Raw genomic sequence first — 16,361 nt, forward strand, 5'->3', positions numbered from 1 at the left:
GCTGCCTGCTGCGCACTGCTCCTGCCGTCGTGCGCCCGCAATCCAGGTCTCAGGGAGAGCCGAATGAACGCCGTCCAGAGGTTCATCAGAAGCCGAGTGCTGCTGTTGACTTCGGCCATTTTGATCGTCGCCATGTGCATGTCCGTCTTCATCCAGAGCCAGTCCCAGGCGGCGCTGAACCGCACCGTGGATGAGAATTCCCGGGGCCTGTACGACATCCTCGTCCAGGCCAAGGGTGCCAAGGACGGCAAGGCGATGATCCAACCGGAAATCGCCACCGGACAGGGCGGGATCAGCTTCGAGCAGCTGGAGAAGATCCGGGGCCTTTCCGGCACTTCCGTGGCAGCCCCGATCAGCCTGGTCTCCCGCGTGACCCAGAACCTGGAAGCACCGCGGCTGAACGCCATGGACTACCTCGGCTACAACTCCGGCCTGGCCGGAGGTGCCACCGCCGGGGACCCCACGGGCACCGACGCCAAGGAATGGCCGGCACCGGAGTCCGTACTGCCGGAGAAGGCCACGAAGTACCGCCTGACCGCCACGGCCGTGAGCTCCGACGGCGTCTCCGAGCAGACGCTGTTCAAGACCAGCGCCGAAGGCACCCTGGGCAAGGCGAAGGTCGTCGAGTCGAACACCGCCGGCGGCAAGAGCATCCGCATCACCGGCCCCGACGGCGAGACCGGCATCAAGTTCCCGGCCCCCGCCGGCGGCTCCGACCACAACCTGTTCAACCTCTCGGTCTCCCTGCCCATGGCGCCGGAAGTGACCGAGTCCGTGGTCGCCGTCGACCCTTCCGCCGAACGCGCGCTGCTCGGCTCGGCCGGCGACTTCCTGGAACCCCTCGAGAAAGCCCCGCCGGCCGACACGCGCAACGCCGGGGCCATCGGCCGCTACTTCGAAGAGCTGTTCACCACCAGTCCCAGCCAGCAGGAACTCGAGGAAGGCCCCGACTTCCTCGGCGTCAAGCTCAAGTACTGGGCGCCGCTGATGACCCAGTACCAGCAGGCCAAGCTCGCCGGCCAGCTCACTGACGACTCCCAGGCCATCCCGCTGATCGTCCGCAAGGGCACCTCCCTGGACCTGAAGTACTCGGTCAAAATCGAGGAAATCGACGACGCCGGCAAGGTGGTCAAGGACGTCGGCACCGTTTCGCGGTCGCTGGACAAGGACTACCTGCCGTTCGTGTCCCGCTCGCCGTTCACCCTCGAATGGCCGGGTTCCACCGACCACAGCCAGCTCCTGGGCAACACCGGAAACTTCAGCCAGGGCCTGTACCAGCCCGCGCAGTGGAGCACCGACTTCGCCGCCGCGCCCAAGTACAAGGACGGCGACACGGCCGCCAACGGCTCGCTGAACAAGTCCGCGACGCCGGGGGAGTGGGTCACTGTCAACCGCCTGCCGGAGAAGTCGCTCAGCGGCGATCCCGTTGACCAGACCCAGCGCCAGCCCGCCGACGAACGTTCCTACCGGGAAAGCCTCGCCACCGGCAACACGCCGGCCACCCCGCTTCCGATGGTGTACGGCACCTTCGACCCCGCAGAAGTCCAGGCAGCCGCGGGAGACATCAACAAGCTGCCCCTCGGCGGCTACGACGCCGCGCCGATGACCCTTGAGAAGGACGCGGAGGGCAAGGACAAGAACCAGGGCCTGAAGCCTTCGCTCAGCGCCACCGGTCTCGTCAGCCAGTCCGCCGGTGCGATCACCGACTACTACGGCCTGGCTGCCGCCCGGGGCTATGACAGCAATGCCGACGTGATCGACGCCGTCCGCGTCCGTGCCGGGGTGTCCGGCACCTGGAAGCAGGCCCAGCCCGAGGTTGAGAAGCTCGCCGACGAAATCCGCGCCATGGGCCTGGAAGCCACCGTCGTGGCAGGCTCGGCCCGCGAAGACGTCAGCATCTTCGTGCCGGGATACTCCAAGGACGACGCCGGCAAGGAATCCGCGCTCGGCACGGTCGCCCAGTCCTGGGTACGCCAGGACGCCGCCGACGCCGTCTCCGGGTCCCTGACCGGCACGAACATCACCCTGCTGTTCCTGACCCTCCTCGGAGCCACCCTGCTCACAGCGGCCTCCACCGTCAGCTACATCCGCCAGCGGCGCAACGAAGCCGGCATCCTGCGCGCCATGGGCTGGACGCAGGGCAGGATCCGCCGCTGGGTGCTCGAGGAATTCGGTATCGGCTCCGCAATCCTGGCCGCGGCCGGGCTGCTGCTGAGCCTGCTGAGCTGGAACCTGGCCACCGTGATCGTGTCCGTGTCCGTGCTGGTCCTCTACTGCGCCGCCGCCTACATCGCAGCCCTGATGCTGCGGCACCGCCACGAGGTGGACCAGGAACCGCAGCACGACGAGCGCCTCCTGCCTGTCGACTCGGCCCTGACCTTCGCCTACCGGCAGGTGGTCACCAACCGCTTCAACTCCGCGGCCCTCGCCGTGGCCGTGGGCGTGTTCGGTGCCGCCGTGGGTGCCCTGATCGCCCTGCTGATCGACATTCCGCGGGCCGCTGGCGCCAGCGCGCTCAGCGGCCTGGCGGCGGCAAGCGTGGCACTGCCCAGCGTGATCATGGCCATCACCGGCGTGCTGGTGGGACTGCTCCTGACGCTGGTGACCGCCCGCTTCGAACTGCAGGCCAAGCGCCAGTACCTGTCCACCCTCGAAGCCATGGGCTGGAACCCGGACATGCTGGGCCACGTCCGCTTCTTCGAGAACGCCCTCGTGGGCACGGTTGCCGTGATCCTAGGCGTGCTCGGCGCCCTCGCCCTGGGCCTCATCCTTGCCCCCTACGCCGCCCTGTGGGCGGCCCTGGCCGGATTGCTGGCCGTCATCTGCTGGATTCCCATCGCAACGAAAGTGGTCAAATGACTGAGAATCTCCACAACGACCCGCACGCGGCGCTGGAGGCCGTGCAGGCATCCGCCGGGGATCCCCTGCAGACCCGCGCCAACACCATCGTCAAGGCTGCGGACCACGCCACGCCCCTGGAACTGAACCGGATCACCATCCGCTACGGCGGCGACAAGGGCGGCGCCGAGCCGGTCACCGTCGTCGAGGACTTCTCCCTGACCCTGCACGCGGGCGAGATGCACTGCGTTGCCGGCCGAAGCGGCTCCGGCAAGACCAGCATCCTCACCGTCGGCGCCGGCCTGACGCTGCCGACGGCGGGCCGGGTGCTGTGGGAGGGCCAGTCCCTGGAGACCATGGGCGACGACGAGATCGCCGACCGCCGCCGCGCCCTCATCGGCTACGTGGACCAGGGCGGCGCCCTGATCGACGGGATGAGCGCCCTGGAGAACGTGCTGCTCCCGGCCGTGCCCGACGGCGAAGTGGAACAGCGCACCGAAATGGCCAAGGACCTGCTGGACCTGGTGGGGCTGGGCCGGCGCATGCGGCACCGCCCGGCGCAGCTCTCCGGCGGTGAACGCCAGCGCGTGGCGATCGCCCGGGCCCTGATCCTGGGCACCCGCGTCCTCGTGGTGGACGAACCCACGGCCAGCCTGGACCGCGCCTCCGCCAACAAGATCATCGGCATCCTCAAGGACACCAGCACCGACGGCATCGCCGTGCTGGTGGCCTCGCACGACCACGAACTCGTGCGCCTCAGCGACACCCTGACCGAGCTGAACTGACGCCGCCCGCGAAGCAGCCGTCACCGAACCCCAGCCGTCACCGAAAAAAGGTACCTTTCTAGAGTGAGCCCCGCAGCAAAGCCCCCGTTCTACATCACCACGGCCATCAGCTACCCCAACGGCGCCCCGCACATCGGGCACGCCTACGAGTTCGTGGCAGCGGATGCGATGGCGCGCTTCAAGCGCCTGGATGGCCACGAGGTGTTCTACATGTCCGGAACGGACGAGCACGGGCTGAAGGTCCAGCAGACCGCTGACAAGGAAGGCATCACGGCCAAGGAACTGGTGGACCGCAACTCCGCCGCCTTCCGCGAGGTCCACGACCTCGTGGGCAGCTCCTACGACCGCTTCATCCGCACCACGGATGCCGACCACTACACGGCGAGCCAGGCGATCTGGAAGAAGATGGAAGCCAACGGCGACATCTACCTGTCCAAATACGAGGGCTGGTACTCCGTCCGCGACGAGGCCTACTACGGCGAAGACGAGACCATCGTCAAGGACGACGGCGTGCGCTACTCCAAGGAGACGGACACCGAGGTCACGTGGACGGCGGAGGAGAGCTACTTCTTCCGGCTTTCGGCTTACCAGGACAAGCTGCTGGCCCTGTACGAGGCCCAGCCCGAATTCGGTGCTCCCGGCTACCGCTTCAACGAGGTCATCAGTTTCGTCAAGCGCGGCCTTGAGGACCTGTCCATCAGCCGCACCACCTTCGACTGGGGCGTGCCGGTGCCCGGCGACCCCAAGCACGTCATGTACGTCTGGGTGGACGCCCTCACCAACTACCTCACCGGTGCCGGCTACCCGGACGTTGACTCCGAGTCGTTCAAGAAGTTCTGGCCGGCCGACGTGCACGTGATCGGCAAGGACATCTCCCGCTTCCACGCCATTTACTGGCCGGCCTTCCTGATGAGCGCGGGCCTGGAACTGCCCAAGCGCGTCATGATCCACGGCTTCCTGCAGAACAACGGCGTGAAGATGTCCAAGTCCCTGGGCAACGTGGTGGCGCCGGCCGACTTCATCGCCCAGTACGGCGTGGACCAGATGCGCTTCTTCTTCCTGCGCGAAGTACCCTTTGGCGCGGACGGCAGCTACAACCACGAGGCGATCGTGGGCCGCATGAACGCGGACCTCGCCAACAACTTCGGCAACCTCGCGCAGCGGTCGCTGTCCATGGTGGCGAAGAACTGCGAAGGCAAGGTGCCGGTTCCCGGTGCGTTCACCGCCGAGGACACCGCGCTGCTGGAGAAGGCGGGGGCGCTGCTGGACACCGCCCGGGCCGCCTTCGAGAAGCAGGAGTTCTCCCGTGCCCTCGAAGCGATCTGGGGCGTGCTGGGCGACACCAATGCCTACTTCGCCGAGCAGGCCCCGTGGGTGCTGCGCAAAACCGACATCGAACGCATGAACACGGTCCTGTACGTCACCCTCGAGGTAGTCCGGATCGTGGCGATCCTCGCCCAACCGGTTATGCCGGCGTCGTCCGCGAAGCTCCTTGAGGTGCTTGGCCAGCCGGAAGGCCAGGCCCGCCAGTTCGCCGCCATCGGCACGCCGATCGTGGCCGGCACGGAACTGCCCGCCCCGGCCCCGGTTTTCCCGCGCTACGAAGAACCCGCGGACGCCTAGGCAACACCCAACACGTAGAACCCCTCCTTCACCGAACAAGCCGGTGAAGGAGGGGTTCTTTTTTTGCCTGCCGCTCAGGTAGTGGCCAGGCCCTGCACCGGAGAGAGCCGTGCCGCGCGCCGGGCCGGCAGCACCGAGGCCAGCAGCCCGGCGACCACGGCGACGGCGAACACGCCCAGCAGTTGCAGCCACGGCACCACGGGAACCACCTCGGCCACCGGTCCCAGCGCTGCCTTGGCACCCAGCCAGCCGTAGGCGGTGCCCAACGCCGAGCCCAGCACCGCGGCGACCCCGGCCACCAGCACGGCTTCGAGGGCGAGCATGCCGCGCAGCTGACCCCGGGTGAGGCCGAGCGCGCGCAGCAGCGAGTTCTCCCGGGTCCGCTCCAGTACCGACAGGGACAGCGTGTTCGCCACACCGATCAGGGCGATCACGACGGCGATCCCCAGCAGTGCGGTAACCACCAGCAGGAGGACGTCGATGATGCTGTTGAACACCACACGTTCCACCGCCGCCCCGCTGACGTTGTGCACGGGAACGCCGAAGGCGGCCGCGGCCTCGCGCTGGATGGCCTGGATCCGGTCGGCGGAGAGCCCGTCATCGAGCTTCAGCCAGGCCGTGCGCGGCAGCTCCTGGGCTGACCCAGGCCCGGTGGTGCCGGGTGCCGGGGCGCCCAGCAGGGTCGCCGCCGTCGTGCTGTCCATCAGGGACTCGATGTTGCCGGTCCGCAGCACCTTGCCCGCGAAGCTGTGCGTGCCGCCCGGCCCGGCGATGGTGACCCGGTCCAGGACCAGCCGTTCGGGGAGGTACACGGTGCCCGCCTGCGGCCGCAGGCCGGGATCGCGGAGTACGGCCGCGGCATCACCGGAACTGATCGCGAACACCGGGCTGCCGTCCGCCGCAGTGCCGGGAGCCGTGATCGTGCCGGCCGCCTGGAGCAGCACGGCCGCCTGCACGCCGTCGAAGGCCCAGACTTTTCGCACCGCAGCTTCGTCGGTCCGGGGATCTCCGTCGATCCTGACGGCGAGATCCACCGGGTAGTTCTCGGCGAGCATGGCGTCGAAGGCCTGCCGCGAGGTGGCCGCTCCGGTCATCATCAGCGTGACCAGGGTGACGCCGATCAGCAGCGCCGCCGCCGTGGCCGAGGTGCGGGCCGGATTGCGCACCGCGTTGACGGCGGCCAGCTTTCCGGGAACCCCTGCGGGCGCGGCAAGCCTGCCGGCCGCAGCCACCACCGGCGGGATGAACAGGCTGGCACACAGCAGCACGCCCACGAAGGACAACGCACCGGCCGGCATGGCCACGAACAGCATGTTGAACATGGCGCCGAGAACCAGCAGCGGAACACTGACCACCAACAGGGCGATGCCAAGCCAGAGCCGTGCCCGGCCGCGCTTGTTGCGCAGGCTCGCGTCGTCCGCGGGACGGAGGGCGGCCAGGGGCGCCACGGCGGTCGCGGCCTTGGCGGGCAGCAGTGCTGCGATGACCGTGAGCAGGGTTCCGGCAAGCAGCCCGGCGATGATTGCCGACGGCGGGACGGCCAGGGTGGCGAAGGACTGTTCCGGGCCGGTCCGGGCCCAGGCGATCAGGCCGGACATCAGCCCCGCCCCGGCGAGCACCCCGAGGACCGATGAGACCAAGCCGAGCACCCCGGCCTCGAAGAGCACCGACGCGCGGATCTGCGCCCGGCCCGCTCCGAGGCAGCGCAGCAGGGCCAGTTCCCGGGTGCGCTGGGCGAGCAGCACGGAGAAGGTATTGGCGACCACCAGCGTGGAGACCACCACGGCCACGCCTGCGAAGGCCAGCAGGATGATGGTCAGCTGGTCCTGCCCGCCGCTCATCTGCGCGACGGCGGCCGTCACCTTTTCCCCGGAGGTCTGCACCAGCGCGTCCCCGGCGCCGGCGGCCTTCAGCCGCTGCCCGAGGTAATCCCTGGCCGCCGACTCGTCCTGGCCGTCCTTGATGCTGAGCTGCAGCCCGGTGAAGCCCTCATTCCCCGGCGCGAGGGACGCCACCGTGCCGTCGGGCGCGAGCAGCTGGGGGAAAGGTGCGGAGAAAGGATCGTTGCTGGGCTGCAGGAGGCCAGTGATCCGGAAGGTGCGGGTGCCGGGTTTGCCGCCCGCCTCCGGCGCCCCGGTGGTGCCCGCGGTCAGTTCGCTGCCCGGGCTGAGCTTGAGCCGTTCGGCGGTCCTGGAGTCCACGGCGGCCTCGTCCGCGGCGGCGGGGTAGCGGCCGGACAGCAGCACCGAGGGCTCCATCGCCGGCGAGGCGAGGTTCCGGACCCGTGCGAGTTGCTCGCCGCCGTCGTCGATGGTCACGGTGGCGTACCGTTCGGCGTAGCTTTCCGCGACGGCGGGTGCCGAGGCGGCGGCGTCGACGGCTTCCTGGGAGAGCTCCTTGCCGTCCTGCGGCGTCACTACGAGCTGGGCCTTGCGGTAGGCCTCGCCGACGCTGGCGCCCAGCGAGGCCTGGGTGCTGGCTCCCACCATGAGCGTGCTGGAGAGGAAGGCGACGGCCAGCATCACGGCCAGCCCGATCGCGATGAAGCGCCTGAACTGGGTGGTGAGCTGGGAAAGGGAAACCCGCAGCATGCTCAGGCTCCCAGCTTGCCGAGTGCAGTGAGCACGGAACCGGTGGTGGGGTTGTCCAGGTCTCCCACCAGGTGGCCGTCGCTCATCAGCACTACGCGGTCTGCGTAGCTGGCCGCCACGGGATCGTGGGTGACCATGATGATGGTCTGGCCCAGTTCCTGACTGCTGCGCCGCAGCATGGCAAGGACCTCGCCCCCGGCCTTGGAATCGAGGTTGCCGGTGGGTTCGTCGCCGAACACCACGTCCGGCCGGGTCAGCAGCGCCCGGGCTACGGCAACACGCTGTTGCTGCCCGCCGGAAAGCTCATGGGGCCGGTGTGTGAGGCGGTCCTTCAGGCCCAGGGTGCCCACCACATAGTCGAACCACGCGGGATCGGCCGTGCTGCCGGCCAGCGCGAGGGGAAGAGTGATGTTCTGTTCGGCGTTGAGCGTGGGAACCAGGTTGAACGCCTGGAACACGAAGCCGATGCGTTCGCGGCGCAGCGCGGTCAGCTGACGGTCGTTGAGGGCGGAGATCTCCGTGCCGCCCAGCAGGATCCGGCCCGCATCGGGGGTGTCGAGGCCCGCGAGGCAGTGCATCAGGGTGGACTTGCCGGAACCCGAGGGTCCCATGATGGCAGTGAAGCGGCCCGCCTCGAAGGAGACACTGACGCCGTCGAGCGCTGTGACCCGGGCGTCGGCCTTGCCGTAGTGCTTGCTGAGCTCGAAGGCCTCGACGGCGGGCGCCGCAGCTGAGGCGGGCTGGCCGGAAGGGCGGGGAAAGGGCGCGAAAGTTGTCATGTTCCCACGCTATTTCCGGGCATTGGCCCGGCGGATCGGGCCAAGGGGCCATTGTTCCAGCCCCGAACTCATACCGTGGTCTGAGCCGGCCGGCGGGCACGTTAGTCCACAAAGCGGAGTCAGCCGCCGGGGGAGACCACGCCCGTTTCGTAGGCGATCACCACCACCTGCACCCGGTCCCGGGCCCCGAGCTTGGCCAGGATGTGCCCCACGTGGGTTTTCACCGTGGCCTCGGACAGGTAGAGGTCCGCGGCGATTTCCGGGTTGGAGCGGCCCTGCGCGATCAGTTCGAATACCTCGCGCTCGCGGGCGGTGAGGCGTTCGACGGCGGCCGCGTGGCCATTCCGTTCCGGGGTCCGGGCCCGCAGCAAGGGAGCCACGTGGTCCAGGAGCCGGCGCGTGGTGGACGGCGCGATCACGGCGTCGCCGCGGTGCACCGTGCGGATGGCCTCGAGCAGTTCCTCGGGCGGGGCATCCTTGAGCAGGAAGCCGCTGGCGCCGGCCTCGATCGCGGCCAGGGCGTACTCGTCCAGGTCGAAGGTGGTGAGCACCACGATCTTCGGGTCCCGCGACAGTTCGAGGATCCTGCGGGTGGCTTCAATCCCGTCCATGCCCGGCATGCGCACATCCATGAGCACGACATCCGCGGCAGTCGCCGACAGGGCCCGCACGGCGTCGAAACCGTTGCCGGCCTCGGCCACCACCTCAAGGTCCGGCTGCGAATTGATCAGCATGCCGAAGCCCGAGCGCACCAGCTGCTGGTCGTCAACAAGGGCCACCCGGATGGTACCGGCCGGTTCAGTCATGGTTCAGGACTCCGTGTAGGGGATGAAAGCGGACACCCGGAAACCCCCGCCGCTGGCCGGGCCGGCATCCAAGGATCCATCGTAGAGGGCGATCCGCTCGGCCATCCCGCGCAGGCCGTTGCCGCCGCCCGGGCCGGGGTCGGCGGCGGCTCCGCGGCCGTCGTCGTGCACGTCGATTCGCAGCCCGCGTCCCTCCCACTGCAGCTTCACGGACGCCCGGGCCCGGGGGCCGGCATGCTTGATTACGTTGGTGAGGGCTTCCTGGATGACCCGGTATGCGGTGAGTTCGGCACCCGGCGGCAGCCGGCGTCGTGAGCCTCCGGGCGGGCCGGAGGGAACACCGCCCTGTTCGAAGGACATGGTGAGGCCGGCGGCGCGGAAACCAAGGAAAAGGTCGTCCAGGTCCGGGAGCCCCGGCAGGGGGCGGGTGCCGGATTGCTCATCGGAGCGCAGCACGCCCAGCAGCCGCCGCATCTCGGCCAGCGAATTCCGGCCGGTGCCGGCGATCGTGGCCAGGGCTTGCGTGGCGAGCTCGGGCTTTGCCGCTGCGGCATAGCGCGCGCCGTCGGCCTGGGTGATGATCACCGCAAGGGAATGGGCCACGATGTCGTGCATCTCCCGGGCAATGTGCGAGCGTTCATCGGCGGCGGCCAGCTGGCGCTCCTGCTGTTGCTCGATCTCCAGCCGCCGGTTGCGGTCTTCGAGGGCCTGCAGTTGCAGGCGGCGCACCCGGGTCAGGTCGCCCAGGGTCCAGCTGACCAGGACGAGCATCCAGATCAGCACCGTGTAGGTCGCGCCCACCGTGAGGTCCTGGATGCCGGAGTTGACCCCGCCGCCGTAGTAGCGGGTGGTCAGCATGACCGCCCCTACCAGGCCGAGGACCAGCACGGAGCGGCTCGCCCACACGGGACCGTAGGCGGCCACCGCGTAGATGATCAGCGGCACGGCGATCTGCCCGGCCACCGGCTGGACCGCCAGTGCCCACTGGACCAGGCAGATGAAGACCACGACGGCGGCCGCCGCCACCGGGCGCGTGCGTCGCCACGCGAGCGGCACCAGGAGGCCGGCGGAGAGCAGCGCCAGCGGCGGGCGGTCCGCGAACGCGTAGACAGGGCCGAGGATCAGGACCAGGACGGCGGCGGCGGCGCAGTCCACCTTGAAGGGATTGCGCCTGAACCAGTTGTAGAGTGCATGCCGTCTATCCACCCATGCACTCTATCGGCCGCCGGAATGCCGCCACATCGGACCGCGGTCGGAGAGCGCCCAGCGGGCAGGCCGCCGGACGTTCGAATAATGAGACGTTTTTGACCAGAATGTGGATGCATTGGCACGCTGGTGGAATGAACGCACGGTCCATTAATCTCGCAGTCATCCCCGGCGACGGCATCGGCCCCGAAGTGATCGCCGAGGCCGTCAAGGTCCTGGAAAAGGTTGTTGCCAGCGAAGGCATCACCCTTGAGCGCACCGAGTACAAGCTCGGCGCGCAGCACTGGCTGGAGACCGGCGAAACCCTGCCGGATGAGACCCTTGAAAAGCTCCGCGGCCACGACGCCATCCTCTTCGGCGCCGTCGGTGCCGCACCCGGGGACACCCGCATCCCCTCGGGCATCATCGAGCGCGAGATGCTGCTCAAGCTGCGTTTCAGCCTGGACCACTACGTGAACCTGCGCCCCTCACGCCTGTACGGCACAGTGGGCAGCCCCCTGGCGAACCCGGGGAACATCGACTTCATCGTGGTCCGTGAAGGCACCGAAGGGCCGTACGTCGGCAACGGCGGCACCCTGCGCGGCGGAACCCCGCACGAGGTGGCCACCGAAGTCTCGCTCAACACGGCCCACGGCGTGGAGCGCGTGGTCCGTGACGCTTTCCGGCGCGCCAACGCACGTCCCCGCAAGCACGTCACCCTGGTCCACAAGCACAACGTCCTGGTGTACGCGGGCCACTTGTGGAAGCGCACCGTCGAGGCAGTGGCCCAGGAATTCCCCGAGGTCACCCACGACTACCTGCACATCGATGCCGCCATGATCTTCCTGGTCACCGACCCGGCGCGCTTCGACGTCATTGTCACGGACAACCTGTTCGGCGACATCATCACCGACCTCGCCGCAGCCGTTACCGGCGGCATCGGCCTGGCCGCCTCCGGCAACATCAACATGGACCGCACGGCACCGTCCATGTTCGAACCGGTGCACGGATCCGCGCCGGACATCGCCGGCCAGCAAAAGGCAGACCCCACCGCGGCCATCCTCTCCGCGGCCCTGCTGCTGGACCACCTCGGTTACGCCGACGCGGCCCGCCGGATCGAGGCCGCCGTGGTCTCCGACGTCGAGTCCCGCACCGGCGAACCGCGCGGCACCGCCGCCATCGGCGACGCCATCCTGGCCGCCCTGTAGGCGGACTCTTGCGCCCCGCCCCGGGGCGTAAGCTTGACTTGAATTACTTACATGCTGCCGTGTCCGCCGTTGAACCATGCTCCGGGGGATGGTCTTCCCCGCGGACGGGGTTCGCGTCGGCCGGTAGCCGATAGTGGAGGAACCATGACTCAGACTGCCCATGGCGTCGAATTCAGCCAGCAGTTCTCGGCGAACCCGAAATCTGCTGAAGAGCGTGCGGCCATCCTGGCGAACCCAGGCTTTGGCGACCACTTCACCGACCACACCGCGGTTGTCGACTACAAGGTCGACGCCGAAGGCAAAGGCGGCTGGCACAGTGCACGCGTTGAGCCCTACGGTCCCATCTCGCTGGACCCGTCCGCGGCCGTGCTGCACTACGGCCAGGAAATCTTCGAGGGCCTGAAGGCGTACCGCCACGCAGACGGCTCGGTCTGGACCTTCCGCCCGGAGCGCAACGCAGCCCGCCTGAACCAGTCCGCGCACCGCCTGGCCCTGCCGGAGCTTCCCGAGGAATACTTCCTGGGCGCCATCCGTGAACTCGTCCAGGCTGACAAGGACTGGGTCCCCTCCGGCGACGGTGAATCCCTCTACCTGCGGCCCTTCATGATCGCCACCGAGGCCTTCCTGGGCGTCCGGGCGGCACGCGAGGTCTCCTTCCGCGTGATCGCCTCGCCCGCCGGCAACTACTTCGGCGGCGAGCTCAAGCCCGTCTCCATCTGGATCTCCCGTGAATACGCCCGCGCAGGGCGCGGCGGCACCGGTGCGGCCAAGTGCGGCGGCAACTACGCCGCCTCACTGATCGCCCAGCAGGAAGCCGAAGCACACGGCTGCAAGCAGGTCCTCTTCCTGGACCACTACAACGACGACGCCGTGGAAGAGCTTGGCGGCATGAACGTCTTCTTCGTGCTGAAGGACGGCTCCCTGGTCACCCCAGCCCTGACGGGGACCATCCTCGAGGGCGTCACCCGCTCCTCGATCATCCAGGTGGCCAAGGACATGGGCCGCGAGGTCGCCGAACGCAAGATCACCCTCGCGGAATGGCGCGACGGCGTGGCCTCCGGCGAGATCGCCGAAGTGTTCGCCTGCGGCACCGCCGCCGTCATCACCCCGATCGGCGTACTGAAGGACGAAACCGAATTCATCGGATCCGAGGACGCCGTGGCCGGTGAGGTCACCATGGCAATCCGCGAGCAGATCCTGGGCATCCAGACCGGCACCATCGAGGATAAGCACGGCTGGCTGACCCGCCTCGCCTGATCCCCACCGGCTCCCAAGCCCCCGCAAGCTCGGCCCGGGTCCCTCGCCGACGGCGGTCTGCCCACCCAGGTGGGCGGGCCGCCGTCGGGGGTTAACCGTAGTTTTCCGGACCGACCCCTGTCCGGGCGCCACAGGCGCGGGCACAATATGGGCATGACCGGGACAATCCAGATACTGGGCGTGGTTTTAGGCGCCGTGCTGATCGTGGTCGGCGTCCTCGAATCGTTCTTCTTCCGGGACCAGCGCTTCCATTCAATCTTCCTGATCGAACCCAAGGACACGGCCGCCGTGCGCTTGTGGACCGTGAACCTGGGCTTCTACAACATGGTGTGGGGCGTCGGGGCGATCATCGGGGCGCTGCTGCTGGGCGGGGCCAACCATCAGGCCGGCCACGCCGTGCTGCTGTTCGCGTGCGTGGCCCATGTCATCCTGGGCATCGTGCTGGTGGTGTCAGAGCGGCGCCTGTGGGTGAGCGGCATCGGCCAGAGCCTGCTGCCGCTCGTCATCGCGGTCCTTCTCCTGCTGTAACGCCCGGCGCGCGCCCGGAAACCGGATGCCAAGATAGGACCATGAACCCGGCCCAAGACTCCTCCCTCCTGTACAGCAGCGAACTCACGCGCTACCGGCTCGCGCCCAACCCCGGCCCGATGAGCCTGGACGGCACCAACTCCTACGTGATTTCGGCGCCCGGAGCGGCGGGAACCGTGGTGGTGGATCCCGGCCCGCTGGACGGGGAACACCTGGCCGCCCTGGCTGGTGCCGGAAAGGTGGAGCTGGTGCTCATAACCCACCGCCATCCGGACCACACGGAGGCCGCGGCCCGGTTCCACGAAATCACCGGGGCACCGGTCCGCGCGGCCGATCCGCACCACTGCCACGGCGGCGAGCCCCTGCGCGGCGGCGAGATGCTGCACGCCGGGGGCGTCGAGATCCGGGTCCTCGCCACTCCGGGCCACACCTCCGATTCGCTGTGCTTCCACCTTCCCGCGGACGGCCCGGACGGTTCCGTGCTGAGCGGGGACACCATCCTGGGCCGGGGGACCACAGTCCTGGACTACCCGGACGGCCGGCTCGGGGACTACCTGACCAGCCTCGACCTCCTCGAATCGCTTGGGCCCGCCACCCTGCTGCCCGCCCACGGCCCCGTGCTTCCGGCCACGGACATCATCTGCCGCGAATACCGCGCCCACCGGCTCATGCGGCTTGAGCAGATCCGCGCCGCCCTGGACGAACTCGGGGCGGACGCCGGCGTTTCGGAGGTCGCCGACGCCGTCTACCCCGACGTCGATCCGTCCGTGCGGCGCGCGGCAGAGAACTCCGTGGCGGCGCAGCTGGACTACCTCCGACGGTAGGCTTGAGCCCATGCGTATAGCCCGGTTTGTTGTTGACTCTGATCCCATGTACGGCGTTGTGGAAGGGGAGCCCGGCAGCGAAACCGTCACTGTCATCAATGGCGATCCCTTCTTCCACGGGGTCGAACCCACGTCCGTGCGGCACAAGCTGGAGGACGTTCGGCTGCTGGCCCCCATCATTCCGCGCAGCAAGGTGGTGGGCGTGGGACGCAACTTCGTGGACCACGCGGCCGAACTTGGCAACGACGTCCCGGCCCAGCCGCTGCTGTTCCTCAAGCCGAACACCGCCGTCGTCGGTCCGGGCGATCCCGTGGTCCTTCCGGAGTTTTCCGAGGAGGTCAGCTACGAGGCTGAACTGTGCGTGGTGATCGGCCGGATCTGCAAGGACGTACCGGAAGAACGCGTGGACGACGTCATTTTCGGCTACACCTGCGGCAACGATTTCACGGCCCGCGACGCCCAAAAGACCGACCTGCAGTGGGCACGCGCCAAAGGGTTCGATACCTCCGCGCCGCTTGGCCCCTGGATCGAAACGGAACTGGACCCGGAGGACATCTCCATCAAGTCCACCCTGAACGGTGAACTCCGTCAGGACGGCAACACCACGCAGATGATCCGCGGCGTCAGGGAACTCGTCTCGATCGTGTCCCACGCCTTCACCCTGCTCCCGGGCGACGTCATCATGACAGGCACCCCGGCCGGCGTCGGACTCGTGCGCGAAGGCGACCGCGTCGAGGTCGAAATCGAAGGCATCGGCACCCTGTCCAACCCCATCGTCCGCCGCTGACGGCCCTGTCCAAGCGACTCATCAACATCCACACGTGCATCATCCGATAATGAGGGAAAATTGACATTAGCTGTAAACGAGAAGACTGGTCTGAAGGAACGGGTACATCCGTTCTATAAGATCCCCGAAGTACACCAGCGGAACGTCAATGCGCTTCGCTTCGACGGGCAACCACGCGCCGTTCACACGGTTCCCATAAACAATTCGCTGTCCCTTGATTTCTTCATCCAGACTGGGAAGAGCGACACGCTTTTTGTTGCGTTTCATGGCGCCAACATGATCGACCGCAACATGTACCCGCGATTTGAACGGGTGCAGTCGCTAAGGAAGATAGCTCCGGCCCTGATCGCATTCGCTGATCCGACGATCATGGTCGACCAATCGAGGGAAATGTTGCTCTCGTGGTACCTCGGTGGTCCTGGTTGGGATCCTATGAACGAGATCACCAAGGTCATCCGGAAGGCCATTGGGAAGACCGGTTCACGACGTGTTGTCTTTGTGGGCGGTTCAGGTGGCGGCTATGCAGCACTCAGAGCCTCGGCTATGACGCCGGGCTCTATGGCTTTTGTCCAGGCACCGCAGACGTCGATCGCGAGATACATCCCTCACGTCGTGAAGACCTATTTCGACGTTGTTTGGCCAGGTTGGTCTCAGGAAGACCTCCTAAAGGCTTTCCCGGAGAGATTCGACATGGTTCGGCACTACCAGATGAAGCAGCCCGAGAACTTTGTGTACTACATGCAGAGTCGAAGCGACCCATCGCATGTGGAGAACCACTATCTGCCGTTCAAAGCGGTGTACGGCGTTCGAGATGACTCAGGTGTTTCCCGGTCAGGTCGCCACAAGTTTGTCATGTACGACGGTGAAGTGCGTGGACACGGGACTATTCTTGCGCATGAATTTGACTTTCATTTGAGCGAGGCCATGAAGTTCTACGAATCCCATTCGCGCTGAGCTGCGAGAAGCAGCTCACAGCAAATGCTGGGCGGGTCCGACCGGCATGCCCAGTAGTTTTCCGCCGTCGATGTTCCTGCTGCCGTCCTAGGTATGTTGATGGCTCGTACCCGGCTGGTTACTCTATGGCTTCGTCGTTCCGGCAGGCTGATATGAGTTGAGTTAGTCCTTCCAAAGCACCTCCGGAGCTGTCAGG

Annotated in this window: 13 protein-coding genes; 9 read left to right on the forward strand and 4 right to left on the reverse strand. The window is 67.5% G+C overall.

Translation table 11 applies throughout. The features are described 5' to 3' along the window. The first annotated feature begins 63 nt into the window (after positions 1 to 63). The 3 genes from BLP88_RS13615 (at position 64) to metG (ending at position 5,246) form a co-directional block, all read left to right on the forward strand. Positions 64 to 2,859: an FtsX-like permease family protein gene (locus BLP88_RS13615; protein WP_074589995.1), complete on the forward strand. Its 2,796-nt coding sequence runs from the start codon at positions 64 to 66 to the stop codon at positions 2,857 to 2,859. Next, positions 2,856 to 3,623: an ABC transporter ATP-binding protein gene (locus tag BLP88_RS13620; protein WP_175453556.1), complete on the forward strand. Its 768-nt coding sequence runs from the start codon at positions 2,856 to 2,858 to the stop codon at positions 3,621 to 3,623. Before BLP88_RS13615 ends, BLP88_RS13620 begins: the two co-directional genes overlap by 4 nt. A 63-nt stretch (positions 3,624 to 3,686) precedes the next feature. Continuing rightward, positions 3,687 to 5,246 carry a methionine--tRNA ligase gene (metG, locus tag BLP88_RS13625; RefSeq protein WP_074589997.1) on the forward strand — a complete coding sequence of 520 codons (1,560 nt, stop codon included), beginning with the start codon at positions 3,687 to 3,689 and terminating at the stop codon, positions 5,244 to 5,246. A gap of 74 nt (positions 5,247 to 5,320) precedes the next feature. On the opposite strand, the gene BLP88_RS13630 is transcribed toward metG, so the two are convergent. The 4 genes from BLP88_RS13630 to BLP88_RS13645 all read right to left on the reverse strand — a co-directional run bounded on the left by BLP88_RS13630 (position 5,321) and on the right by BLP88_RS13645 (position 10,628). Further along, positions 5,321 to 7,837, reverse strand: coding sequence for an ABC transporter permease (locus BLP88_RS13630; protein WP_074589999.1), 2,517 nt, complete (start codon positions 7,835 to 7,837; stop codon positions 5,321 to 5,323). 2 nt (positions 7,838 to 7,839) lie between these two features. Next, positions 7,840 to 8,616 (reverse strand): ABC transporter ATP-binding protein, encoded by a 777-nt coding sequence (locus BLP88_RS13635; RefSeq protein WP_074590001.1) that lies wholly within the window; start codon positions 8,614 to 8,616, stop codon positions 7,840 to 7,842. Positions 8,617 to 8,735: 119 nt separating this feature from the next. Further along, positions 8,736 to 9,422, reverse strand: a complete 687-nt coding sequence (locus tag BLP88_RS13640; protein WP_175453557.1) for a response regulator — start codon at positions 9,420 to 9,422, stop codon at positions 8,736 to 8,738. Positions 9,423 to 9,425: 3 nt separating this feature from the next. Next, positions 9,426 to 10,628 carry a sensor histidine kinase gene (locus BLP88_RS13645; RefSeq protein ID WP_074590003.1) on the reverse strand — a complete coding sequence of 401 codons (1,203 nt, stop codon included), beginning with the start codon at positions 10,626 to 10,628 and terminating at the stop codon, positions 9,426 to 9,428. Between the two features lie 134 nt (positions 10,629 to 10,762). On the opposite strand from BLP88_RS13645, the gene BLP88_RS13650 reads away from it, so the two are divergent. From BLP88_RS13650 to BLP88_RS13675, 6 genes are all read left to right on the forward strand, one after another. Then, positions 10,763 to 11,815, forward strand: coding sequence for a 3-isopropylmalate dehydrogenase (locus tag BLP88_RS13650; RefSeq protein WP_074590005.1), 1,053 nt, complete (start codon positions 10,763 to 10,765; stop codon positions 11,813 to 11,815). Between the two features lie 144 nt (positions 11,816 to 11,959). Further along, the gene (locus tag BLP88_RS13655; protein ID WP_074590007.1) at positions 11,960 to 13,072 is read left to right on the forward strand and encodes a branched-chain amino acid aminotransferase; all 1,113 of its coding nucleotides are present in this window, start codon (positions 11,960 to 11,962) and stop codon (positions 13,070 to 13,072) included. 153 nt (positions 13,073 to 13,225) lie between these two features. Then, complete coding sequence (locus BLP88_RS13660; RefSeq protein WP_074590036.1) at positions 13,226 to 13,600, forward strand: DUF1304 family protein; 375 nt, start codon at positions 13,226 to 13,228, stop codon at positions 13,598 to 13,600. A 41-nt stretch (positions 13,601 to 13,641) separates the two neighbouring features. Next, positions 13,642 to 14,424: an MBL fold metallo-hydrolase gene (locus BLP88_RS13665; protein WP_074590009.1), complete on the forward strand. Its 783-nt coding sequence runs from the start codon at positions 13,642 to 13,644 to the stop codon at positions 14,422 to 14,424. A 10-nt stretch (positions 14,425 to 14,434) separates the two neighbouring features. Then, positions 14,435 to 15,211, forward strand: coding sequence for a fumarylacetoacetate hydrolase family protein (locus BLP88_RS13670; protein ID WP_074590011.1), 777 nt, complete (start codon positions 14,435 to 14,437; stop codon positions 15,209 to 15,211). A 60-nt stretch (positions 15,212 to 15,271) separates the two neighbouring features. Then, positions 15,272 to 16,165: a hypothetical protein gene (locus BLP88_RS13675; protein WP_074590013.1), complete on the forward strand. Its 894-nt coding sequence runs from the start codon at positions 15,272 to 15,274 to the stop codon at positions 16,163 to 16,165. The last annotated feature ends 196 nt before the right edge of the window (positions 16,166 to 16,361 follow it).

Source organism: Arthrobacter cupressi (assembly GCF_900099975.1).
Taxonomy (GTDB): Bacteria; Actinomycetota; Actinomycetes; order Actinomycetales; family Micrococcaceae; genus Arthrobacter; species Arthrobacter cupressi.